The sequence below is a fragment of the Microbulbifer mixtoriginis (SeqCode) genome (assembly GCF_052466865.1).
On sequence record NZ_CP174293.1, the window covers coordinates 4,074,109 to 4,092,254 of the forward strand.

The 18,146-nt window shown below is 52.1% G+C and carries 17 protein-coding genes; 9 read left to right on the forward strand and 8 right to left on the reverse strand.

The window, feature by feature from the left end; translation table 11 throughout:
- Positions 1-284: 284 nt before the first annotated feature.
- A complete protein-coding gene (locus tag ACJJJA_RS18415) occupies positions 285-1,358 on the forward strand; it encodes a LacI family DNA-binding transcriptional regulator (protein ID WP_444902995.1) in 1,074 nt (357 codons plus the stop codon).
- Between the two features lie 16 nt (positions 1,359-1,374).
- On the opposite strand, the gene nagA is transcribed toward ACJJJA_RS18415, so the two are convergent.
- Both nagA and nagB-II read right to left on the reverse strand, forming a co-directional pair.
- Complete coding sequence (gene nagA, locus ACJJJA_RS18420) at positions 1,375-2,502, reverse strand: N-acetylglucosamine-6-phosphate deacetylase (RefSeq protein WP_444902996.1); 1,128 nt, start codon at positions 2,500-2,502, stop codon at positions 1,375-1,377.
- Between the two features lie 51 nt (positions 2,503-2,553).
- Positions 2,554-3,564, reverse strand: coding sequence for a glucosamine-6-phosphate deaminase NagB-II (gene nagB-II, locus ACJJJA_RS18425; RefSeq protein ID WP_444902997.1), 1,011 nt, complete (start codon positions 3,562-3,564; stop codon positions 2,554-2,556).
- Between the two features lie 296 nt (positions 3,565-3,860).
- Between nagB-II and ACJJJA_RS18430 the strand changes: the two genes are divergently transcribed.
- Positions 3,861-4,727: a DUF6279 family lipoprotein gene (locus tag ACJJJA_RS18430; protein WP_444889586.1), complete on the forward strand. Its 867-nt coding sequence runs from the start codon at positions 3,861-3,863 to the stop codon at positions 4,725-4,727.
- Positions 4,728-4,870: 143 nt separating this feature from the next.
- Entirely contained in the window at positions 4,871-6,157 is a 1,287-nt protein-coding gene (locus ACJJJA_RS18435) for an aspartate aminotransferase type Ic (protein WP_444902998.1), read from the forward strand.
- Between the two features lie 59 nt (positions 6,158-6,216).
- Here the strand turns inward: ACJJJA_RS18435 and olsF are convergent, their stop codons facing one another.
- From olsF to ACJJJA_RS18450, 3 genes are all read right to left on the reverse strand, one after another.
- Complete coding sequence (gene olsF, locus ACJJJA_RS18440) at positions 6,217-7,902, reverse strand: bifunctional ornithine lipid synthase OlsF (RefSeq protein WP_444902999.1); 1,686 nt, start codon at positions 7,900-7,902, stop codon at positions 6,217-6,219.
- Positions 7,899-8,690, reverse strand: coding sequence for a UDP-2,3-diacylglucosamine diphosphatase (locus tag ACJJJA_RS18445; protein ID WP_444900017.1), 792 nt, complete (start codon positions 8,688-8,690; stop codon positions 7,899-7,901). The genes olsF and ACJJJA_RS18445 overlap by 4 nt, the downstream gene beginning before the upstream one ends.
- A gap of 316 nt (positions 8,691-9,006) precedes the next feature.
- Entirely contained in the window at positions 9,007-9,339 is a 333-nt protein-coding gene (locus ACJJJA_RS18450) for a DUF1820 family protein (protein WP_211214910.1), read from the reverse strand.
- A gap of 181 nt (positions 9,340-9,520) precedes the next feature.
- Here ACJJJA_RS18450 and miaB point away from each other — a divergent pair, with 181 nt between their 5' ends.
- The 6 genes from miaB (at position 9,521) to ACJJJA_RS18480 (ending at position 16,255) form a co-directional block, all read left to right on the forward strand.
- Positions 9,521-10,888, forward strand: a complete 1,368-nt coding sequence (gene miaB / locus ACJJJA_RS18455) for a tRNA (N6-isopentenyl adenosine(37)-C2)-methylthiotransferase MiaB (RefSeq protein ID WP_444883981.1) — start codon at positions 9,521-9,523, stop codon at positions 10,886-10,888.
- A 214-nt stretch (positions 10,889-11,102) separates the two neighbouring features.
- Positions 11,103-12,131 (forward strand): PhoH family protein, encoded by a 1,029-nt coding sequence (locus ACJJJA_RS18460; RefSeq protein WP_444903000.1) that lies wholly within the window; start codon positions 11,103-11,105, stop codon positions 12,129-12,131.
- Between the two features lie 17 nt (positions 12,132-12,148).
- A complete protein-coding gene (ybeY, locus tag ACJJJA_RS18465) occupies positions 12,149-12,619 on the forward strand; it encodes an rRNA maturation RNase YbeY (protein WP_444903001.1) in 471 nt (156 codons plus the stop codon).
- A 64-nt stretch (positions 12,620-12,683) separates the two neighbouring features.
- Positions 12,684-13,577 carry a CorC family transporter gene (locus ACJJJA_RS18470; protein ID WP_435583622.1) on the forward strand — a complete coding sequence of 298 codons (894 nt, stop codon included), beginning with the start codon at positions 12,684-12,686 and terminating at the stop codon, positions 13,575-13,577.
- A gap of 80 nt (positions 13,578-13,657) precedes the next feature.
- Entirely contained in the window at positions 13,658-15,223 is a 1,566-nt protein-coding gene (gene lnt, locus ACJJJA_RS18475) for an apolipoprotein N-acyltransferase (RefSeq protein WP_444903002.1), read from the forward strand.
- Between the two features lie 114 nt (positions 15,224-15,337).
- Positions 15,338-16,255 carry a TIGR01777 family oxidoreductase gene (locus tag ACJJJA_RS18480; protein ID WP_252083071.1) on the forward strand — a complete coding sequence of 306 codons (918 nt, stop codon included), beginning with the start codon at positions 15,338-15,340 and terminating at the stop codon, positions 16,253-16,255.
- Positions 16,256-16,294: 39 nt separating this feature from the next.
- Here ACJJJA_RS18480 and ACJJJA_RS18485 read toward each other — a convergent pair whose 3' ends face one another.
- The 3 genes from ACJJJA_RS18485 to ACJJJA_RS18495 form a co-directional block, all read right to left on the reverse strand.
- The gene (locus ACJJJA_RS18485; protein ID WP_252083072.1) at positions 16,295-16,708 is read right to left on the reverse strand and encodes a hypothetical protein; all 414 of its coding nucleotides are present in this window, start codon (positions 16,706-16,708) and stop codon (positions 16,295-16,297) included.
- Positions 16,709-16,871: 163 nt separating this feature from the next.
- Positions 16,872-17,657 (reverse strand): YdcF family protein, encoded by a 786-nt coding sequence (locus ACJJJA_RS18490; protein ID WP_444903003.1) that lies wholly within the window; start codon positions 17,655-17,657, stop codon positions 16,872-16,874.
- Positions 17,654-18,103 (reverse strand): zinc ribbon-containing protein, encoded by a 450-nt coding sequence (locus ACJJJA_RS18495; protein ID WP_252083074.1) that lies wholly within the window; start codon positions 18,101-18,103, stop codon positions 17,654-17,656. The genes ACJJJA_RS18490 and ACJJJA_RS18495 overlap by 4 nt, the downstream gene beginning before the upstream one ends.
- Positions 18,104-18,146: the final 43 nt, after the last annotated feature.

Genomic DNA, 18,146 nt, shown 5'->3' on the forward strand with positions numbered 1-18,146 from the left:
GATGCGAAATCCTCCAATAAAGAGAATTAAACGCCACAATAGCAAGATATACGGGAAATATATTTTTGGTACCAAAAGGTAATAATGTAAGAAAATTACAAAAAGATGTCAGATCAGTATATTTTGCTCATGCCCACTACCGCCATTAACCGGGATTACTAGCTGCTGCCAAACTGTCAGTACCGAGTGATCCTTTTTACTTCGGATGGTCCGAACAAAGAAGATGAGATGAGCTTGAGGCTGAGGCCTACCCAGGGCAGGTTTTGCGAGAGGAATCGGTGCCGATGAAAGTCACTATTAATGACGTTGCCGCACACGCAGGCGTATCAATAAAGACAGTTTCCCGGGTCATAAACAATGAACCCTCTGTGCGCCCCAGCACCCGTGAGCGGGTCATGCAGGCGGTACAAGCCCTAAACTACCGTCCCAACCTGGCCGCACGCAATCTGGCAGGTACCCATTCCTATTCCATTGCCTTTATATACGACAACCCCAATGCCTACTATGTGATCGACATGCAAAAAGGCATCCTCGAAGCCTGCCGCGAACGGGGCTACGAACTGCTTATCCACCCTGGCAGTGGCCGAAGAGAAACCATCCATGAAGAGTTGCGCAAACTAATAGAGCAAAGCCGAGTTGCCGGACTGGTACTCACTCCCCCTTTCTCCGAGACCCGGGAAGTTATCGATACTTTGAAGTCACTGGATGTGGAGTTTGTACGAATAATTTCCTCTGAAGGTTGCGGCCAGGGAGAGGAAAACTGCATTGCAATTGATGACGAAACCGCCGCTTTCACAATTACCCAACATTTATTGCAGCTGGGGCACAGACAAATTGCCTACCTTGGCGGTGGCGCCGAACACTTATCCACCCTCAGCCGCCTAGCGGGTTACAAAAAGGCCCTGCAAAAAGCTGGCTTACCTTTTACTGAGGAACATGTCATAGAGGGCGAATACTCCTTTGACTCCGGCGTAGTCGGGGCGACCGCCTTATTACACTCAGTCACCCCTCCCACGGCCATCTTTGCCGGTAACGATGAAATGGCTGCAGGAGCACTTTTTGCCGCGCGCATGTTAAACATTGAGGTGCCACAACAACTTTCTATCGCTGGCTTCGAAGACAGCCCCTTTTCACGCCAGACCTGGCCGAAGCTCACCACCGCTCACCAACCGAACGAAGATATTGCCCGTCGCGCTGCAGAACTATTATTGGAGCGTATTCAATGCCGTGGAGGACAGGAAAAAGAACAACTAAACGGCGTAAAGTCAGATAGCAATTACCGTAGCTTTACTCCGAGTCTAATCGTGCGAGAATCCAGCGGTCCGGTAGCTGAGAAAGCCTACAACCCTCAAACTTGATTGAGAGGCAGGCACACTACTCACCATAAACCTGACGCCCACCAATCCAGGTTTTTTGTACATTAAAACTACGGTCGAGCAAAATAAAATTCGCTTTGGCTCCAGGAACAATACTTCCGCCCTGCGAACCCAGAAACTGGCAAGGATAGAGGCTTGCCATTCGCAAGGATTCACAGATATCCAGGCCACACCAGTCGCTGATATTACGCACTGCCCCCATCATATCCAGATGCGAACCGGCCAACTCTCCGGTATTTGAAGTGAGCTTATCCCCCTCTCTAGTTACCACCCGATCAAATAACGGAAAGCTCAGCGCATCACTCCCCACCAGGGACATGGCATCAGTCACAAGAAGCAGCTTTCCACGCGGCTTAACCTTGAGCGCCAGAGTAATAGCCTCGGCACTGACATGATGACCATCAGCAATAATTCCGCACCAGGCTTCGTCGCTAACTAGGGCTGATCCCACCATACCCGGCTCGCGAGAGTGCAACGGCGACATGGCATTGTACAAATGTGTAAAACCCACTGCGCCAGCCTGCAATGCCGAACGCACGGTTTTCCCATCGGCATTAGAATGCCCCAAACACACCCGCACCCCCATAGAAGACAATCGACTGATATCCTCCATGGGCACTGTTTCCGGCGCCAGGGTAACAACCTTGATACCCAGATCCTCTCGCGCATAAATTTCCCACTCCTCATCGCTAAGAGGACGAATAAATGACTGCTCATGAGTCCCCTTTTTCGGCACGCTAAGATGTGGTCCTTCAAAGTGGATACCGATCACACCGGGTACTTGCTGATGCAGCGCAGCACTAACCGCATTCGCAGCTTCCTGCATAATATCGAGACGGTCGGTAATCAGCGTGGGGAGAAAAGCTGTAGTGCCGAACCGGGCATGAGCCTCGCCCATTGTACGTAGCCCTGCAACATTGGGCTCTTGGTTAAACAGTACACCACCACCACCATTCACCTGCACATCCACCAACCCCGGCGCCAATAGGCCCTGTAAATAAGTCGCTGAGGACTGCGGGGATTTTCCAACGGAGGCAATGCGACCATCATCGTCGATAATCAGTGACACGTCCTCCAAGATCCGTTCACCATCAAAAAGCTTCTCTGCGACCAGGGCGAAAGCCACAACCTCTCCTTAACACTGAATATTATTTACACCGAAATTTCTGGCAGATTACTACACGGTCTGAGTGACCTTTTTTAGGCCTGCCGGCTCATCAGGATTAATACCGCGGTTTACTGCAACATGGGCAACATCGATATAAAAGCGCTGCAGCAAAGCAAGGGGGGCGATGCGGGGATGTACTCCTTTACTCGGCACATGCAGATTGATCAGGCTTGCCCCTCTTTGCACTATGTCATCAATTTGCTCACTATGCGCCTTGAATGACTCATCCTCAATAGGGACATTTACAACGGTCAGCTTGTCCTCAACGAGAGTTACCGGCCCATGCAAAAATTCTGCACTGGAAAAAGACTCCGCATGGATATTGCACACTTCTTTTAATTTCAGCGCCAGCTCGCGGGTTATGGCATAACCGGGACCGCGTCCGAGCACCACCAGATTCTGCACCGAAGCCAGATCCTCAGGTCTCAATTGTATCTCTGCGCGAACAGCAGCTTCTAAAGTTTCAGGTAGTTTTTCCAAGGCCAAGCGGAGCCTCTTGTCACCACTCCAGCAAGCCACCAGCTGCAAAATTGCCGAAAGCGTGGTCAGGTAACTTTTGGTAGCTGCCACCGCTTTTTCCGGCCCCGCCTTCAAGGGGATCAGTAAATCGACAATATCCTTGATTGGCGCCTGCTCATCATTCACCAAGGCTACCGTATAGGCGCCGCACTCCCTGGCCATCTTCGCCTGAGCCAGAATATCCGGACTGCGCCCCGACTGAGAGATCACCAGCACCAATGCCCCTTCCAATTTCAATCGGCGTCCATACACACTGGAAACTGAAGGCGCCGCAGCAAAAGTGGGCGTCCCTGTTTCTATTTCGATCAGATACTTGGCAAAAACACCAGCATGGTCAGAAGAACCCCGCCCAACAATCATGACAAAGCGTGGAGCATGAGCTTGCAAACGCTCCCCCAGGCGCTTCATCACTTTCGCATTCGCTTGTAGCTGTTCAGCAATTCTTGCCGGAGCCTCTCGGGCTTCGGACTCCATGATCGTCGTAGTCATTCCATCATTCACTCAGGCTACCCCTCCCCCCAAAACCGGACTCCCGGCAAACTTTTTGGAGGAATCCAACTATCAGTTTATGTGCAGGTAGCACATAAAGAGCGGCTGTTTTAATAGCTAGGGAAGTCATTGTCACTTCTTTTATCAAGCCATTTTCAACTCATTCCCGATAAGCGTATAAAGCTTCCCAAAGCAGGCCTACACGAGAGAAACAGGAGATTTCACGCCACAAGACGCTTATACCCTAATCATCTATGCTTTCTAATAATTCCCCGACATCAATCGGGCAATGCCTACAGGAAAAATCAATGACAAAAGCGGGTGGCACGCCAATACACCATTTCTGGCGAGTTATAACGCTCCTAATCCTGTTGCTATTTATTAACAGTTGTTCCAGCATCCAATTTGCCTACAACAATGTGGATTACTGGATTCGCTGGAAAGCCCAAAAATATGTAGAACTGGACCGCACCCAAAAAGGTGAACTGCAGGGCGCCCTCAACAGCTTTTTTCGCTGGCACCGACAGACCCAACTCCCTCGCTACGCCAACTTTTTGAACAACCTAGCAAAAAGGGTCGATGAAGGAGCACTGGAAAATCCCAACTTGCAACCTATCGATAAGCAGGTCCATCAGTTTTTAGCCGCCGCCAGTGAAAATGCTTACAACCTGATGTTGCCTTTGGCAGCGCAGTTGAGTGAACAACAGATTAATGAACTACAAGGCAATATGTGGAGAAAAGAGCAAAAGAGATTGGAAAAATGGCAACGCTCTCCGGAAAAAGTACAACATAAGCGCGACAAAATTATCCGGAGAGAAAGCATTCGCTGGCTCGGCGCCCTTACCGAAGAGCAAAAAAAAATGATTACCGCCTGGGTATCCAAAATGGAGTACAACCCTCTACAGCGCATCGAGCAACGAAGACTCTGGCAATCCAAAACCTTCGAATTATTGCGTAACAAACCGGAGGGATACCTGGAAAAAATCCGCAGCCTGCTGCTCAACCCAGAACAACTTTGGTCGCAAGAATATCGCCAGAATCAGGAACAGCGCCAACAGCAGGCGCAAGAACTGGCCAAAAAAATATTAACGAGTACCAGCCTTGAACAACGCCGACATCTCAGTAAAACACTAAGAGAATACGCGCAGGACTTTCACTCCCTCGCCAACCAATAAAAATACCGAAGAAAAAAGATAAAGCGCACTTATAAGCCAATGCACCCTAAAAAGTAACCTTCAAAAATCGTAACATGGGGCTGACTAAGCCCAGCTCATACTGCTAAGCTCGCCAACTCTAATGACCAGCCAGGGGACTTCACGTGCAAATCGAATCCGCCAGTTTTGACCAGTTAGCCGAGTGGGAAAAAGAGCTGAGCTCCCACTATGAGCGCATCCGTCAACACGAGCTAAATCTGGATATCACCCGTGGCAAACCCTCCACTGAACAGTTGAATTTATCCGACAAGCTCGACGGTATCCTGTGTAACGATTACCGCGCCGCAGGAGGCACTGACACCCGCAATTACGGCGGTTTAATCGGGCTCACTAGTGCTCGTGAACTTGGTGCGGATATGCTTCAAGTACCCACAGAAGAGGTTATCGCCGCAGGCAACAGCTCCCTAACCCTGATGTATCACGCAGTGCTAACCGGCTACCTGTTCGGCTTTGCCGGCAATACCCCCTGGCGAGAATTGAAAGCCCCCAAATTCCTCTGCCCTGTGCCCGGATACGATCGGCACTTCAGTATTTGTGCACAACTGGGGATCGGTATGGTCAGCATCCCCATGAATGATCAAGGACCTAATATGGACCTTGTAGAAAAGTATATTCGTGAGGACAATGAAATTATCGGTATCTGGTGCGTGCCCAAGTACTCCAATCCCAGTGGTATCACTTACAGTGATGAAACCGTAGAGCGCCTGGCTCAGCTCGGCCAAATCGCCAATCCAGGCTTTCGAATATTCTGGGATAACGCCTATGCTGTACACGACCTTGGACACTATGTCAGTCTCGCCAGCATTCGTGCTGCCACTCTGGAAAATGACACTGTAGACTCAGTGCTTCAATTTGCCTCCACCTCTAAAGTCTCCCATGCTGGCGCCGGTGTCGCATTTGTCAGTGCCAGTAGTGCCAACCTGCAATCCTTGCAGCAACAGATGCAGACCATGACTATTGGCCCAGATAAAGTGAATCAGTTGCGCCACTCACGCTTCTTTACCGAATTCACCACCCTGAAGGAACACATGCGCAAGCATGCCAATATCCTTAAGCCCAAATTTGACTGTGTTCTGGAACACCTGCACAACGATCTGGCTGAAATGGATCTGGGCCAATGGGAAAAACCTCAAGGAGGGTATTTTGTCTCCTTCAATACCCGCAAAGGCTGTGCCAAAGCCATAGTCAAGTTGGCAGCAGAGGCCGGTGTAAAGCTCACCCCAGCAGGTGCCACCTTCCCCTATGGCAAAGATCCTGAGGACAGCAATATCCGCATAGCACCGAGTTTTCCGCCCCTGGAAGAACTCGACACCGCCATGTCGGTGTTTGTACTGTGCGTGAAACTGGCCAGCGTGCGCCAGAAGCTGGAGCAACAGCGAAAGGCAGAATAACCCTCTGAAATGGTTTGGCAGAGAATCAAAAGGGCGGCATTAAAAGCTGCCCTTTTGATTCAAGCAGCGTTTTCGCTTGAGAGATAGCGTCGTGCGAACTTCTCATCGGCTAAATCTAAATCGACCACCACGAGCCCATCAACGGAATCACAAAAGTCTGGATCAACATTGAAGGCGTGAAAACTAGTGCCACCCGGCTTGGTTAATGCAGCATACTTTTTGAAAAGTGGCGGTAAAACCACCCCCTCTTCACGCAACACTAGTTTTAACTGGCGCATATCCGCAATTGAATCCCCAGAGAGATCTGGCAGAGGTGCACCCGCTTGCAGGAAAGGCAGACGCGCATCGCCCAGTGGGTTTTGCGGAGCAAAATAATGGGAAAAATATCTTACAATTGCCGACTTTGCCCGCACCGAAAATGTTCCCGGCATAGAAACAGGCCCAAATAAATAGCGTACTTTATTGCGCAAGACCCACTGGCCGATAGCACTCCAAAGCAGATCCAGCCCTTTGCCCCTCCAGTATTCGGGCAGTAAGAAACTGCGACCAAGTTCTGCCGAACCCGGCAGGCAATATCGCGGTGGGGAGGGATAATTGAACAGGGTGCTGCTGTAGATTTCATTCTCTGCCAAGCTCTCGGTGCCCGCTATACGGTAGGCGCCCACTATCTGCTGGCAATGATGGTCCCACAGTAGCAAGTGGTCATAGTGCGCATCAAATGCATCCCAATCCCGACTCTGTCCTGTACCCTCACCCACTGCCCGGAAAGCCACTTCACGCGTACGCGCCAGCTCACGCATAACCGGGCAATCCGGCCGCTGCCGATAGAGTCGCACGGAGAAGTTCCCCTGGGAGGTCAGAGCTTCACAGCTCTCGATTATTTTTTTCACCTCCCCCCGAGACTCAGCAGCGGCAATAAGTTCCGGCCCCAGAGGCGCGGGAGAACGATGCAATTTATAAACATGTTTGCGCCAGAGAGCCGCCTGGGCACGGGGAGTTAGCGGCCAACTGCGGAAGTGCTCCGCTTCCAAGGGGCGGCCAATACGGATATCAATACCACGGCTGGCTTGCTTGAACATTTCTCGAATAAGCCAAAGGGTTGAAAGTGGTTTATTCAGCATCGACAGGCCGTAGAACCACCAGGAATTTCTGCCGAGCACTTGCACCGGTAAGATCGGTGCATTGGCCTTCTCAGCAAAGCGGACAAACCCAGGGTTCCAGCGCCCATCGCGCACCCCCTGGGGGCTTAGGCGTGAAACCTCACCGGCGGGAAAAATAATTACAGCCCCACCCTGGCCGAGATAATCATAAATCCCTTGCACATCGGCACGGCGGGTACGCCCGTTAAAGTTATCTACCGGCAAAAAATATGGACGCAATGGATGAATATTCCATAAAAGGTGACTGGCAATTGCACGCACATCCTTGCGCACTCTGGCAACCATATCGATTAATGCCAGGCCATCCAGGCTGCCCAGGGGGTGATTAGCCACAATAATCAAGGGCCCAGTCACTGGCACCCGCTCCAATTCCGAGGGATTTAACTCATAGCGGAAATTGAGGTCACTAAATAACTGGCGAATAAAATCCAACCCTCCCAAGTGAGGGTAACGCCTCCCAAATTCTACAATCTGTTCCTCACAACAAATTTTTTTAAGGGTAGCGGAGACCAATTTTCGTGTGGGCTTTTGCGGCGCTGCGCTGTACCAGGCATTTTTTTTTAACAGTGTTTCAAGCTGAATCATGCGGCCACCACCTCTGTCATTATGCTGGCTATTTTTGGGGCCCGGTACCAATGAAGCAGTTCCAGGCTGCCATCTTGTTGTTCTACCACGGCACTCATCGAGTCAACCCAATCACCGCAGTTTGCGTAAGTAACCGTACGCCCACCTCTGTTCTTATTGCGCAGCGCTGGGCGATGAATATGCCCACAGATAATCCCATCCATACCCTTGGCCTGAGCCTCACCCACAGCGACATTTTCGAAATCGGTCATCATTTGCCTGGCTGCACTCACACGGTTCTTTACTTGGCTGGCCAGAGACCACCAGGGCTTGTTGAAACGACTGCGCCAATAATTAATCCAGCGGTTAAATCGCAGCATAAGATAGTAACTGCGATCCCCAATGTGGTAACTGAACGGATTAATTTTGATATTATGTTCAAATTGATCGCCGTGGGTTACCCAGTAGCGTTTACCGCTGGCAGCTGTGTGAATCCAATCGCGCTCGATACGAATATTACCCAAACGTTTACCCGCCCAGCTGCGCATGGGGGCGTCGTGATTTCCGGGAATATAAATAACCTCCGGAGTAAGACTGCTTAACTCCGAAAGCATCCCCAACAACATGGAGGATGCCTGACACCAGGTGCCCTTCCCTTTAGAGAGGGCATACATATCGAAAATATCCCCTACCAGGTACACCTTATCGGCACGATTCTGTGCCAAAAAATCCGCCAACCGATGAGGCTCACTGTCTCTACTACCCAAATGGACATCAGATATCCACAGCGCATGGTAGCGATTGCCCATAGCAAGGCTCCAACCTTTGACCAGTTATCAACTCGCGTAAAGACTGATAACTAGCCTGCTGAGCGCCAACCTATGCCATGCAGTGGAATTTATCGGTCAATAGTTTGCAAGCCGCGAACAGGCGAACGCTTATTAGATATCAATCAAATACCATCAAGGCCAATGATCGCCTGCGCAGTCACTTTGCAGCGATTTGATGACAGTCCAGAGGACCTTTATTGAAGCTTATATTGCAGTGAAACCCGCTAGACTGCGAGGGCTTTAGGCGCCCGAATCAGCCTGGCCCAAGGCCAGCTGATTCGGTAAAGGGGGAGGGTTATTCGGTATCTTGGGGATGGCGAATGGGCGGCGCAAAGGGAAACTTTGCAACTTTATCGCCTTTAACTTCAACAATTTTGCCTGTCCCCTCTTTTTCCACCTCATCGATACGCACAATACTATGCATCGGGATATAGGAACGGGTTACCGAGGCAAACTCGGTTTTTAGCTTTTCTTCACTGGGGTCCACTACCAGCTGGGCCTTCTCCCCGAAAACAAACTCCTCGACTTCAATAAAGCCGTACATATCGCTCTGATAAATCGCCCGGGCATAGAGTTCATACACCTGGCTTTGGTTGTGGAAAATCACTTTATATATCGGGTTGGCCATAAGTCTCTCAGGATGGGGAATACCCCGAAGCTCGAAGTTGTTCAGAAAGCGGGCAAAGCCCGAAAAAGCGCGCAAGAATAGCACAGGTTCTCAACCGCTAATATAGCCATCTATGCAGTGCCGGGTCCTGTCGCTATAATGCCCCACCCGTTTAATTGACCAGTTTTTAATCAGGCACGATATGTCCGATACACCGGCGAAAAAGCTATACATCAAAACCCACGGCTGCCAAATGAATGAGTACGATTCCGCCAGGATGCGCGATCTACTCGGCGAGTCTCACGCTATGGTACCCACCGACGATCCCGAAGAGGCGGACGTTCTCCTGGTCAATACCTGTTCCATTCGCGAGAAAGCTCAGGAAAAACTGTTCCACCAGCTGGGTCGCTGGAGACGCCTCAAGGAAAAAAATCCCGAGCTGGTTATCGGCGTCGGAGGCTGTGTAGCCAGCCAGGAGGGCGAGGCTATCGCCAAGCGCGCGCCCTATGTAGATCTGATCTTCGGCCCGCAAACTCTGCACCGCCTTCCAGAAATGATGGAAACCAAAGAGCAGAAGAATGGCGTGGTCGTTGTAGATATCAGCTTCCCGGAGATCGAGAAGTTCGACCGATTGCCACAACCTGAAGCCGACGGAGCCACGGCTTTTGTCTCCATTATGGAAGGTTGCTCCAAGTACTGCACATTCTGTGTAGTGCCCTATACTCGCGGCGAGGAAGTAAGCCGCCCAGTTGCCGATGTACTGGAAGAAGTTGCACACTTAGCAGAGCAGGGTGTAAGGGAAGTAAACCTACTTGGCCAGAACGTCAATGCTTACCGCGCCGCCGGGGTAGACGGACAGGAAGTGGACTTCGCCGAGCTGATCACCTATGTAGCGGCAATTGATGGCATCGACCGCATCCGCTACACCACATCACATCCGGTAGAGTTCTCCGATGCTTTGATCGACGTCTATGCACAGGTGCCTGAACTGGTCAGCCACCTGCATCTGCCAGTGCAAAGTGGCTCCGACCGTATTTTAATGGCCATGAAACGTGGACACACCGCGCTGGAATACAAGTCCAAGATTCGCCGCCTGAAGAAAATACGCCCGGACATCTGCCTGTCTTCGGACTTTATCGTGGGCTTCCCCGGTGAAACCGACAGAGATTTCGAAGCTACCATGAACCTGATTCAGGAAGTGGGCTTTGATATATCTTTCAGCTTTATTTATTCCCCGCGCCCAGGTACTCCGGCAGCGGATCTCCCCGACGACACCCCGGAAGACGTCAAAAAAGAGCGCCTGCAGCTTTTACAAAACCGTATCAACCAGCAAGCCCAGGCAATTGCCCGACACATGGTAGGTAACACTGAAAGGGTTCTGGTGACCGGAGTATCCAAGAAGGATCCAGGACAGCTGCAAGGACGCACTGAAAACAATCGGGTGGTAAATTTCCGCGCCGATGACCTGGCCCTGATCGGCAAATTTGCCGATGTCCTGATTGAGGAGGCCCTGCCAAACTCCCTACGCGGCACTTTACTCACCTCGGAACTGGAAGAGGACTTATTCTGATCTGAGGCATTATGGCCCCCCTACCTTCCTGGCAAGGCGTGCTTTAAAACCACCCCTTGCCACCCAAATTTCCTAATAACACCTCTGAAATTACAAGCTGTAATTAAAATCGGGTAAAGTTAGAACCTATTGGTAGCACCCAAAGCTTTCCTATCTGGGGAAAATGGGTATACCCTAGCTATGAACCCTCTAGATTAAGGTGCCGGAAACCAGTTTGGAAACGCAAACCCTCGCTCAAAGTATTACCCTCGAGCCCAACGATGCTCGCCGTCTCGCCAACCTCTGCGGTCAGTTCGACCAACATCTGCGCCAAATAGAACAGCGACTGGATATTGAAATCCGCAATCGCGGCAATCAGTTCGCCGTTTACGGTGAAGCTAAAAAAGCCAAGGCTGCCTGTGAATTACTTAGCTTCCTGTACAAGGAGACTGACTCCCGGGATCAACTGACCCCCGATGAGATCCACTTAGCCCTGCAACAAGCCGGTGTAGAGGAGCTTCTCCACAAGGGAGAGAAGGGCGAATCCACTGAAGCAGACCAGGTGGTATTGATTCGTACTAAGAAATGCTCTGTGCGTCCCCGAGGTTTGAATCAGCGCAAGTATGTGCATGCGGTTCAGAGTAACGATATCAATTTCGGTATTGGCCCAGCGGGTACCGGCAAGACCTACCTAGCAGTAGCCTGTGCGGTCGAGGCCCTGCTCAAAGACCAAGTGGAGCGTATCTTACTAGTGCGCCCGGCGGTAGAAGCAGGCGAAAAGCTCGGCTTTCTCCCCGGTGACCTGAGTCAGAAGGTAGACCCCTACCTACGACCGCTGTACGACGCACTCTATGAAATGCTCGGCTTTGAAACAGTGGGCAAACTCATTGAGCGCAATGTGATCGAGGTAGCCCCCCTGGCCTATATGCGTGGGCGCACCCTCAACAACGCCTTTGTCATTCTCGATGAAAGCCAAAACACCACCCGCGAGCAGATGAAAATGTTCCTGACCCGGATCGGTTTCGGCTCCACTGCAGTGATTACCGGAGACCCAAGCCAGGTGGACCTGCCAAGAGGACAGGCCTCGGGGCTGCGTCACGCGGTAGAAGTCCTGGGCAAGGTCAACGGCATCAGCTTTACCCATTTCGGCGCTAAGGATGTTGTCCGCCACCCTCTCGTACAGCGCATTGTCGAAGCCTACGATATCCACGAGGCTGAGCGGGATGCCAGTGTCAGCAGCAAAGCCGACGAGAATGCCGCCTGAGGTTCCTCCACAGAGTTATGATTGATTTAACCCTTGATGTGCAGCGGGCTAGCCGCTGCACAAATCTACCCTCCGATGAGAAGATCCGCACCTGGGTCATTAACGCTCTCTCCGGTCGACGAGATGAGGCCGAACTGGCAGTTCGTATCGTCGACGAAGAGGAGAGCCAGGCGCTCAACGCGCAATATCGCGGCAAAGATAAGCCGACCAATGTCCTGTCCTTCCAAGCAGACTTTCCCGCAGAGCTGAACCTCCCACTATTAGGAGACTTGGTAATTTGTGCTCCCGTTGTGGAGAAGGAAGCGGAGCAACAGAACAAAACGACTGAGGCGCACTGGGCACATATGCTAGTCCATGGCACACTGCACCTTCTGGGTTATGACCATATCAAAGACAACGATGCGGAAATCATGGAAAGGCTAGAGACTGGCCTAATGACCCATCTCGGCTTTGCGGACCCCTACACCCCTCTCGATGAGGCGGGATAACGGGGGTTGAAATGAATCTACCCCTAACGATTACTGATTGAAATAGACGAGAGATATTCGGAGCATGGCCACTTCCATGACCACTGACGAGCCCCCAAGTAGTCACTCTTCCAGCAAAGCCAGGTCGAGTGAAAAGAACTGGCTGGAAAGATTGTTTGGTGCATTTTCTGCCGAACCCAAGTCCCGCGATGAACTATTGGACATCATCAAAGACGCCGCTGAAAATCAGCTGGTTGACGCCGAGGCCCTGTCCATCATCGAGGGCGCCCTGGACGTATCCAACCAGCAGGTTCGGGAGATAATGATCCCTCGCTCGCAGATGGTGGTTGTAGGGCTACAGGACAAGCCGGAAACGTTTCTCCCCAAAATTATCGAGTCAGGCCATTCACGCTTTCCTGTCGTCGGCGAGAGTATCGACGATATCCGCGGAATACTGCTAGCCAAAGACCTGCTCCCCCTGCTCCTCAAGGGCGTCGGCGAATTTCAACTCGAAGATATTATTCGCCCAGCCAATATCATTCCTGAAAGTAAGCGCCTCAACATTCTCCTGCGAGAGTTCCGTGAAAACCGCTACCACATGGCCATCGTTATCGACGAATATGGCGGCGTTTCCGGCGTAGTAACCATTGAGGACATCCTCGAAGAAATTGTCGGTGAGATCGAAGACGAAACCGATGAGGAAGAGGCTGATAGCTTTATCCGCCGGGTGGGAGAAAATGACTACATAGTCAAGGCCCTCACGCCGATCGAAGAGTTCAATGAATTTTTTAAATCCGAGTTCAGCGATGAAGAATTCGACACGGTTGGTGGTCTGATTATGCAGTCTTTCGGCCACTTGCCCGGTCGCGATGAAGTCACCCGCTTGGGAGACTTCCTCTTCCGGGTGCTCTACGCGGACAGCCGGCAAATTCACCTGCTGCGCGTGGCCCATATGCGTAAACCACCCGATGAAGATTGAGTGAGCCCCCTCTGGGGCTCTAGCCAAGATTTTCTCGGGTAGGATGCAGCCGCAACGGCGGCTACCGATTAAGCGAGTCTATGCGAAGATTACTTTTACCTGCCGCTGGTGCAGCTGCCGGCGGGCTAATGACGCTCTCCCTGGCCCCTTTCAACTATTGGTTGTGCGGCCTACTCTCTCTGGCGCTTTTTGCCGGGCTATTCCTGTTTGCCTCTCGCGGCAAGCCGCTACGTGGGCGCACTAGCCTCTGGCTAGCCTTCTGTTATGGGCTAGGCCTTTACGCCACTGGTGGCTCTTGGGTCTATGTCTCAATTACCAATTTTGGCAATTCTTCGCCGCCGCTGGGATTCGCACTCACCGCCAGCTTCGTCGCGCTGATGGCGGCGCTGCTTGCAGCACCGTTCTATTTCCTCGGTCGCTTTACCGCCAACAAATTTAGCTTCGCCCTCGCCTTTGCCGCACTCTGGTTTATCAGTGAATGGTTCCGCAGCTGGATGTTTACTGGCTTTCCCTGGCTGTTCGCTGGCTATGCCCACTTGGAGACCTGGCTATCTGGTTGGGCTCCGGTGGTGAGTGTCTACGGAATCGGGCTTTTTCTGGCCCTCTCCGGTGCGGTCATCGCACTAGCTGCCAGTGGCCGCTTGTCCCCCCTCAAGCGACCGGCCAATATTGTACTGATTGGAGCAGCAATCGTACCCTGGCCCCTCGGTGCTGCCCTGGCCAATATACAGTGGACTCAGGCAGAGGGAGGCATCATCACCGTTGGACTGGTACAGGCTAATATTCCCCAGGAGAAAAAGTGGCTGCCGGAGTTTCGCGGCGAGACTATTAGCCGCTATCAGGAGGGTACCCGCACCCTGAGCGAGCGTGATGTCGACGTTATAATCTGGCCTGAAGCAGCGCTACCCATGTTTTACGGCCAGGCTCCGAACCTAATGCAGGCTCTGCAACGCAATGCAGAGAAAACCGGCATTGATCTTATCAGCGGAATTCTCTACGACACCCACAGCCCTGTGGATAACTCTCGCAAAGTCCACAACTCCGCAGCGGTCTTTGGCCGCAGCCCCAGTGTTTACCATAAGCGTCACCTGGTACCTTTTGGTGAGTATGTCCCACTGGAGGAGCTGATTCGAGGCACTATCGAATTCTTCAATTTACCCACCTCCTTTATTCGCTCCGGACCCGACCAACAGGGGCCACTGAATGCTGCAGGAGCACGTTGGGCTCCACTAATCTGCTATGAAATTGTCTACCCTCGCCTAGTGGCGGATAGCGCTCTCACCTCCCAGGTACTCCTGACCATCAGTAATGATGCCTGGTTTGGTGAATCCATAGGGCCGTTGCAACATATGCAAATGGCGCAAATGCGCGCACTGGAAACCGGTCGCTATTTAGTCCGCGGCACCAATACCGGTGTAACCGCGATTGTCGATCCCCGCGGGCTTATCATTGAGCAGCTGCCACAATTTGAGCAAGCCAATATGAGCGGTGACATACGTGCGATGCGCGGCTCAACACCATTTATGCTTGCCGGAATTTTCTCAGTATTTGCCCTGGCACTACCAATGTTGGCGCTGGCTGTAATTCTCAATCGCAAGCGAAAAAACAGCGCTGCCAAGCCGATGACCGGGGGAGTGACCGAATAGTAATGACCTGCCACTGATCACTCTAAAGTGCGCCGCCGAGACACCCCGCATGTGCAGATGACTGCTATGCTGCATGCAATTTACCTGTGAAATTATGGCGGGGATGGGCAGTCTATGCATTGCTTAATCAGTGGTGGCACCGGTTTGATCGGTAGACTCTTTTGCCAACGCTGGCTCGCTCGTGGCGACACACTTACAGTACTTAGTCGCCATCCGGATAAGATACACCAACTCTGCGGAGAGTCTGTCAATGCCGCCAGCGCTCCTGAAGAGGTGCAAGAGCGGGTAGATGTTGTTGTCAATCTGGCAGGGGAACCCATTTCCTCTCGCTGGACCGAGAAACGCCGTGCCGAAATTCGCAACTCACGCCTGAATACCACCGAACGGCTAGTACGCTGGACACTCGCCCAAAGAGAACGCCCCAATTACTTTCTCTCAGGGTCTGCTATTGGATACTACGGAGACCGTGGCGGCGAACTGCTCAAGGAGGACAGCCCTGCAGGCGGTGGGTTTTCCGCACAACTGTGCCGTGACTGGGAAGCGGCCACACTGCCACTACAAAGGGCCGGAATGTGCGTCGGAATCATACGCACCGCTATTGTGCTCTCCAACCGAGGGGGAGCACTTCCCAAAATGCTACCGGCATTTCGCCTGGGACTTGGTGGACCAATGGGTTCTGGCGAACACTGGATGAGCTGGATTCACGAAGACGACGAAGTCGGATTGATACTTCACGCTATTGACCAACGCCTATGCACCCCTTTTAACGCCAGTGCTCCAGAAGCAGTTACCAATAACAGCTTCAGCCGCTTATTGGCAAAACAGCTACACCGCCCCTGCTTTTTCCGCTCTCCAGCCTGGCTGCTAAAAACCCTGTTCGGGGAGATGGCAGAAGAGCTACTCCTTGCCAGCGAAAGAGTGGAGCCCCGAGCCGCCTTAAACAGCGGCTACAGTTTCCAGTTTCCTACCCTGGAACAAGCACTAGCCGACCTACTAGCTAAAGACAATGCTAGTAATAAGGTAAGTGTCTGATTCCTGGGCACTTTTATTGGCTGGATTAGGCTATGCTGCTTAAGCCGCGACCACGCTACTCTCCAGGGCCTGCATTAAATAACGCCGACTGGATTCACTGGTGACTAAATCCCCGTGACTACCCATAGGGGCTGAGCCAACCCAGTGCGCGTGCCAGCGATACCACTGGGACTCCTCTGCATTTACCCGCAGCTCGATGAATTCCACTTCTGCAGGATCTAAACCGAACTCACGGACAATTTGCCCCGCAAATGTCTCGAAATTTTTATTCAAATGGGCCCCGCTCTCAGCACCGCCACATAGGAAAAATAGAATTCGGCCATCCTGGTCCACACGCTTGAAGCCGATCCAAACAGCCCGGTTAAGTCGGTTGTGCAATTGGATGGGAGTGAAGGAAACCGGGATGCCCTTCATCATAAGGTTATCTCGTTTATTGTTATGGTTGTTATCCACAGTCGCTACTCCAATGTAAGTAGTAATTAGCGGGTGAGATCTGTGGCGCCAGTCGTCCATTTACCTAGTACAACCAGCTTTCAAAAAACAGATGCAATCCCTCGCCGACGCCTATTCCCTCATGCCTGATAAGTATCTGAGAGCACCACATCACAAAAGTTCCTCAGCACTTTTTGGCCTGTGGCAGTGGTCGATATTGATACCAGGCTTGTGCCAATAGTTCCCGCCAATAGGCCTGAGTCCGCAGCAGCGCCTCAGCACTGGGAACCCAATTTAAGACCCCACCCTTTTCCCTTGACTCTAACTCAGAAGCACTGCCCACTGATAAAGGCTGTACCTTTAGGCCTGCGCGGGTAAAAACTGCCGCAGCCCTGGGCATGTGCCACCAGTGAGTGGCGAGCACAATAGTTCCCACACCTGAATTGCGCAATATCTCCGCGCTATTTACCGCGTTCTCTGCGGTAGTTCGACTGCAAGCTTCGCGCCAACTCACCGGGCGGGACATCTCATCCAACATTTTCGCCATCAACTCTGCCTCAGAGACATGCTCATCCGGTGAAATACGGCCGCCGGACACCAGGATTGGCATATCCCTTGGGACATGCTTTGCTGCCCAGATCACCCTCTCCAAACTGGACGCAGATAGGTACTCATAGCCTTGCTGATTATCCCGGTAAACACCGCCTCCGAGGATCACCACAGCCCTGGGAGCAGCCTCTGTATCAGGTAAATCTGCTACAACGCCCAAACGCTTACCGATCCAGCTTGAAAAAGCCGGAGTAGCACTAAGCCAGAGCAGACAAAATGAGAGGATCGCCAATGGCAGGGACAATTTCTCCAGCAAAGAGCCTTCAGGAAAAAAGCGTATCAAGAATGCCGCCAGCAGCCCCAGCATTGGCGCCAGTGGTGGCATCAACAAATTGACCGCTATTTTATACAGCTCAATCAATACTCAAGGCCGCCTTCTATTTGCCTGAAGCAACCATAGCCACAGCGGTGACAGGGTGTAATTTGACTATTCTCCGGCGGCTGAGCGAGATAACCACACCCCAGACATTGAAGTTCCTCGTCGGCCCCCACTATCTCACCCGCAAGGGCCCAGGGTTTGCCCTCACGGATACAGCGCATAAGATTGGGCCAAGCCGTTTCCGTAGGGTCCGCCGCGTTCAGCAACCAGTCACCCCCGCGCTCTTCCAGAGTAATCAGCTCCCCTCCCAGACCGCGCATATAATCCCCGGCTCGATGCAGATCATCTTTTAACCAGGCGCGAAGAAAAGCGACCTTATTTGCGGTCAGGTCCTCAACTGCCAGCTCTCCCTCAATCAAATCCTCCAGGTCTTCACGAAACTCATCGGCCAGATCGTCCTTCGGCGGTAACTTCGGTTCCTTCGTCACGGTATCCCTCCTATAATCTCGCGTTTACGCATCCTAAAAGATG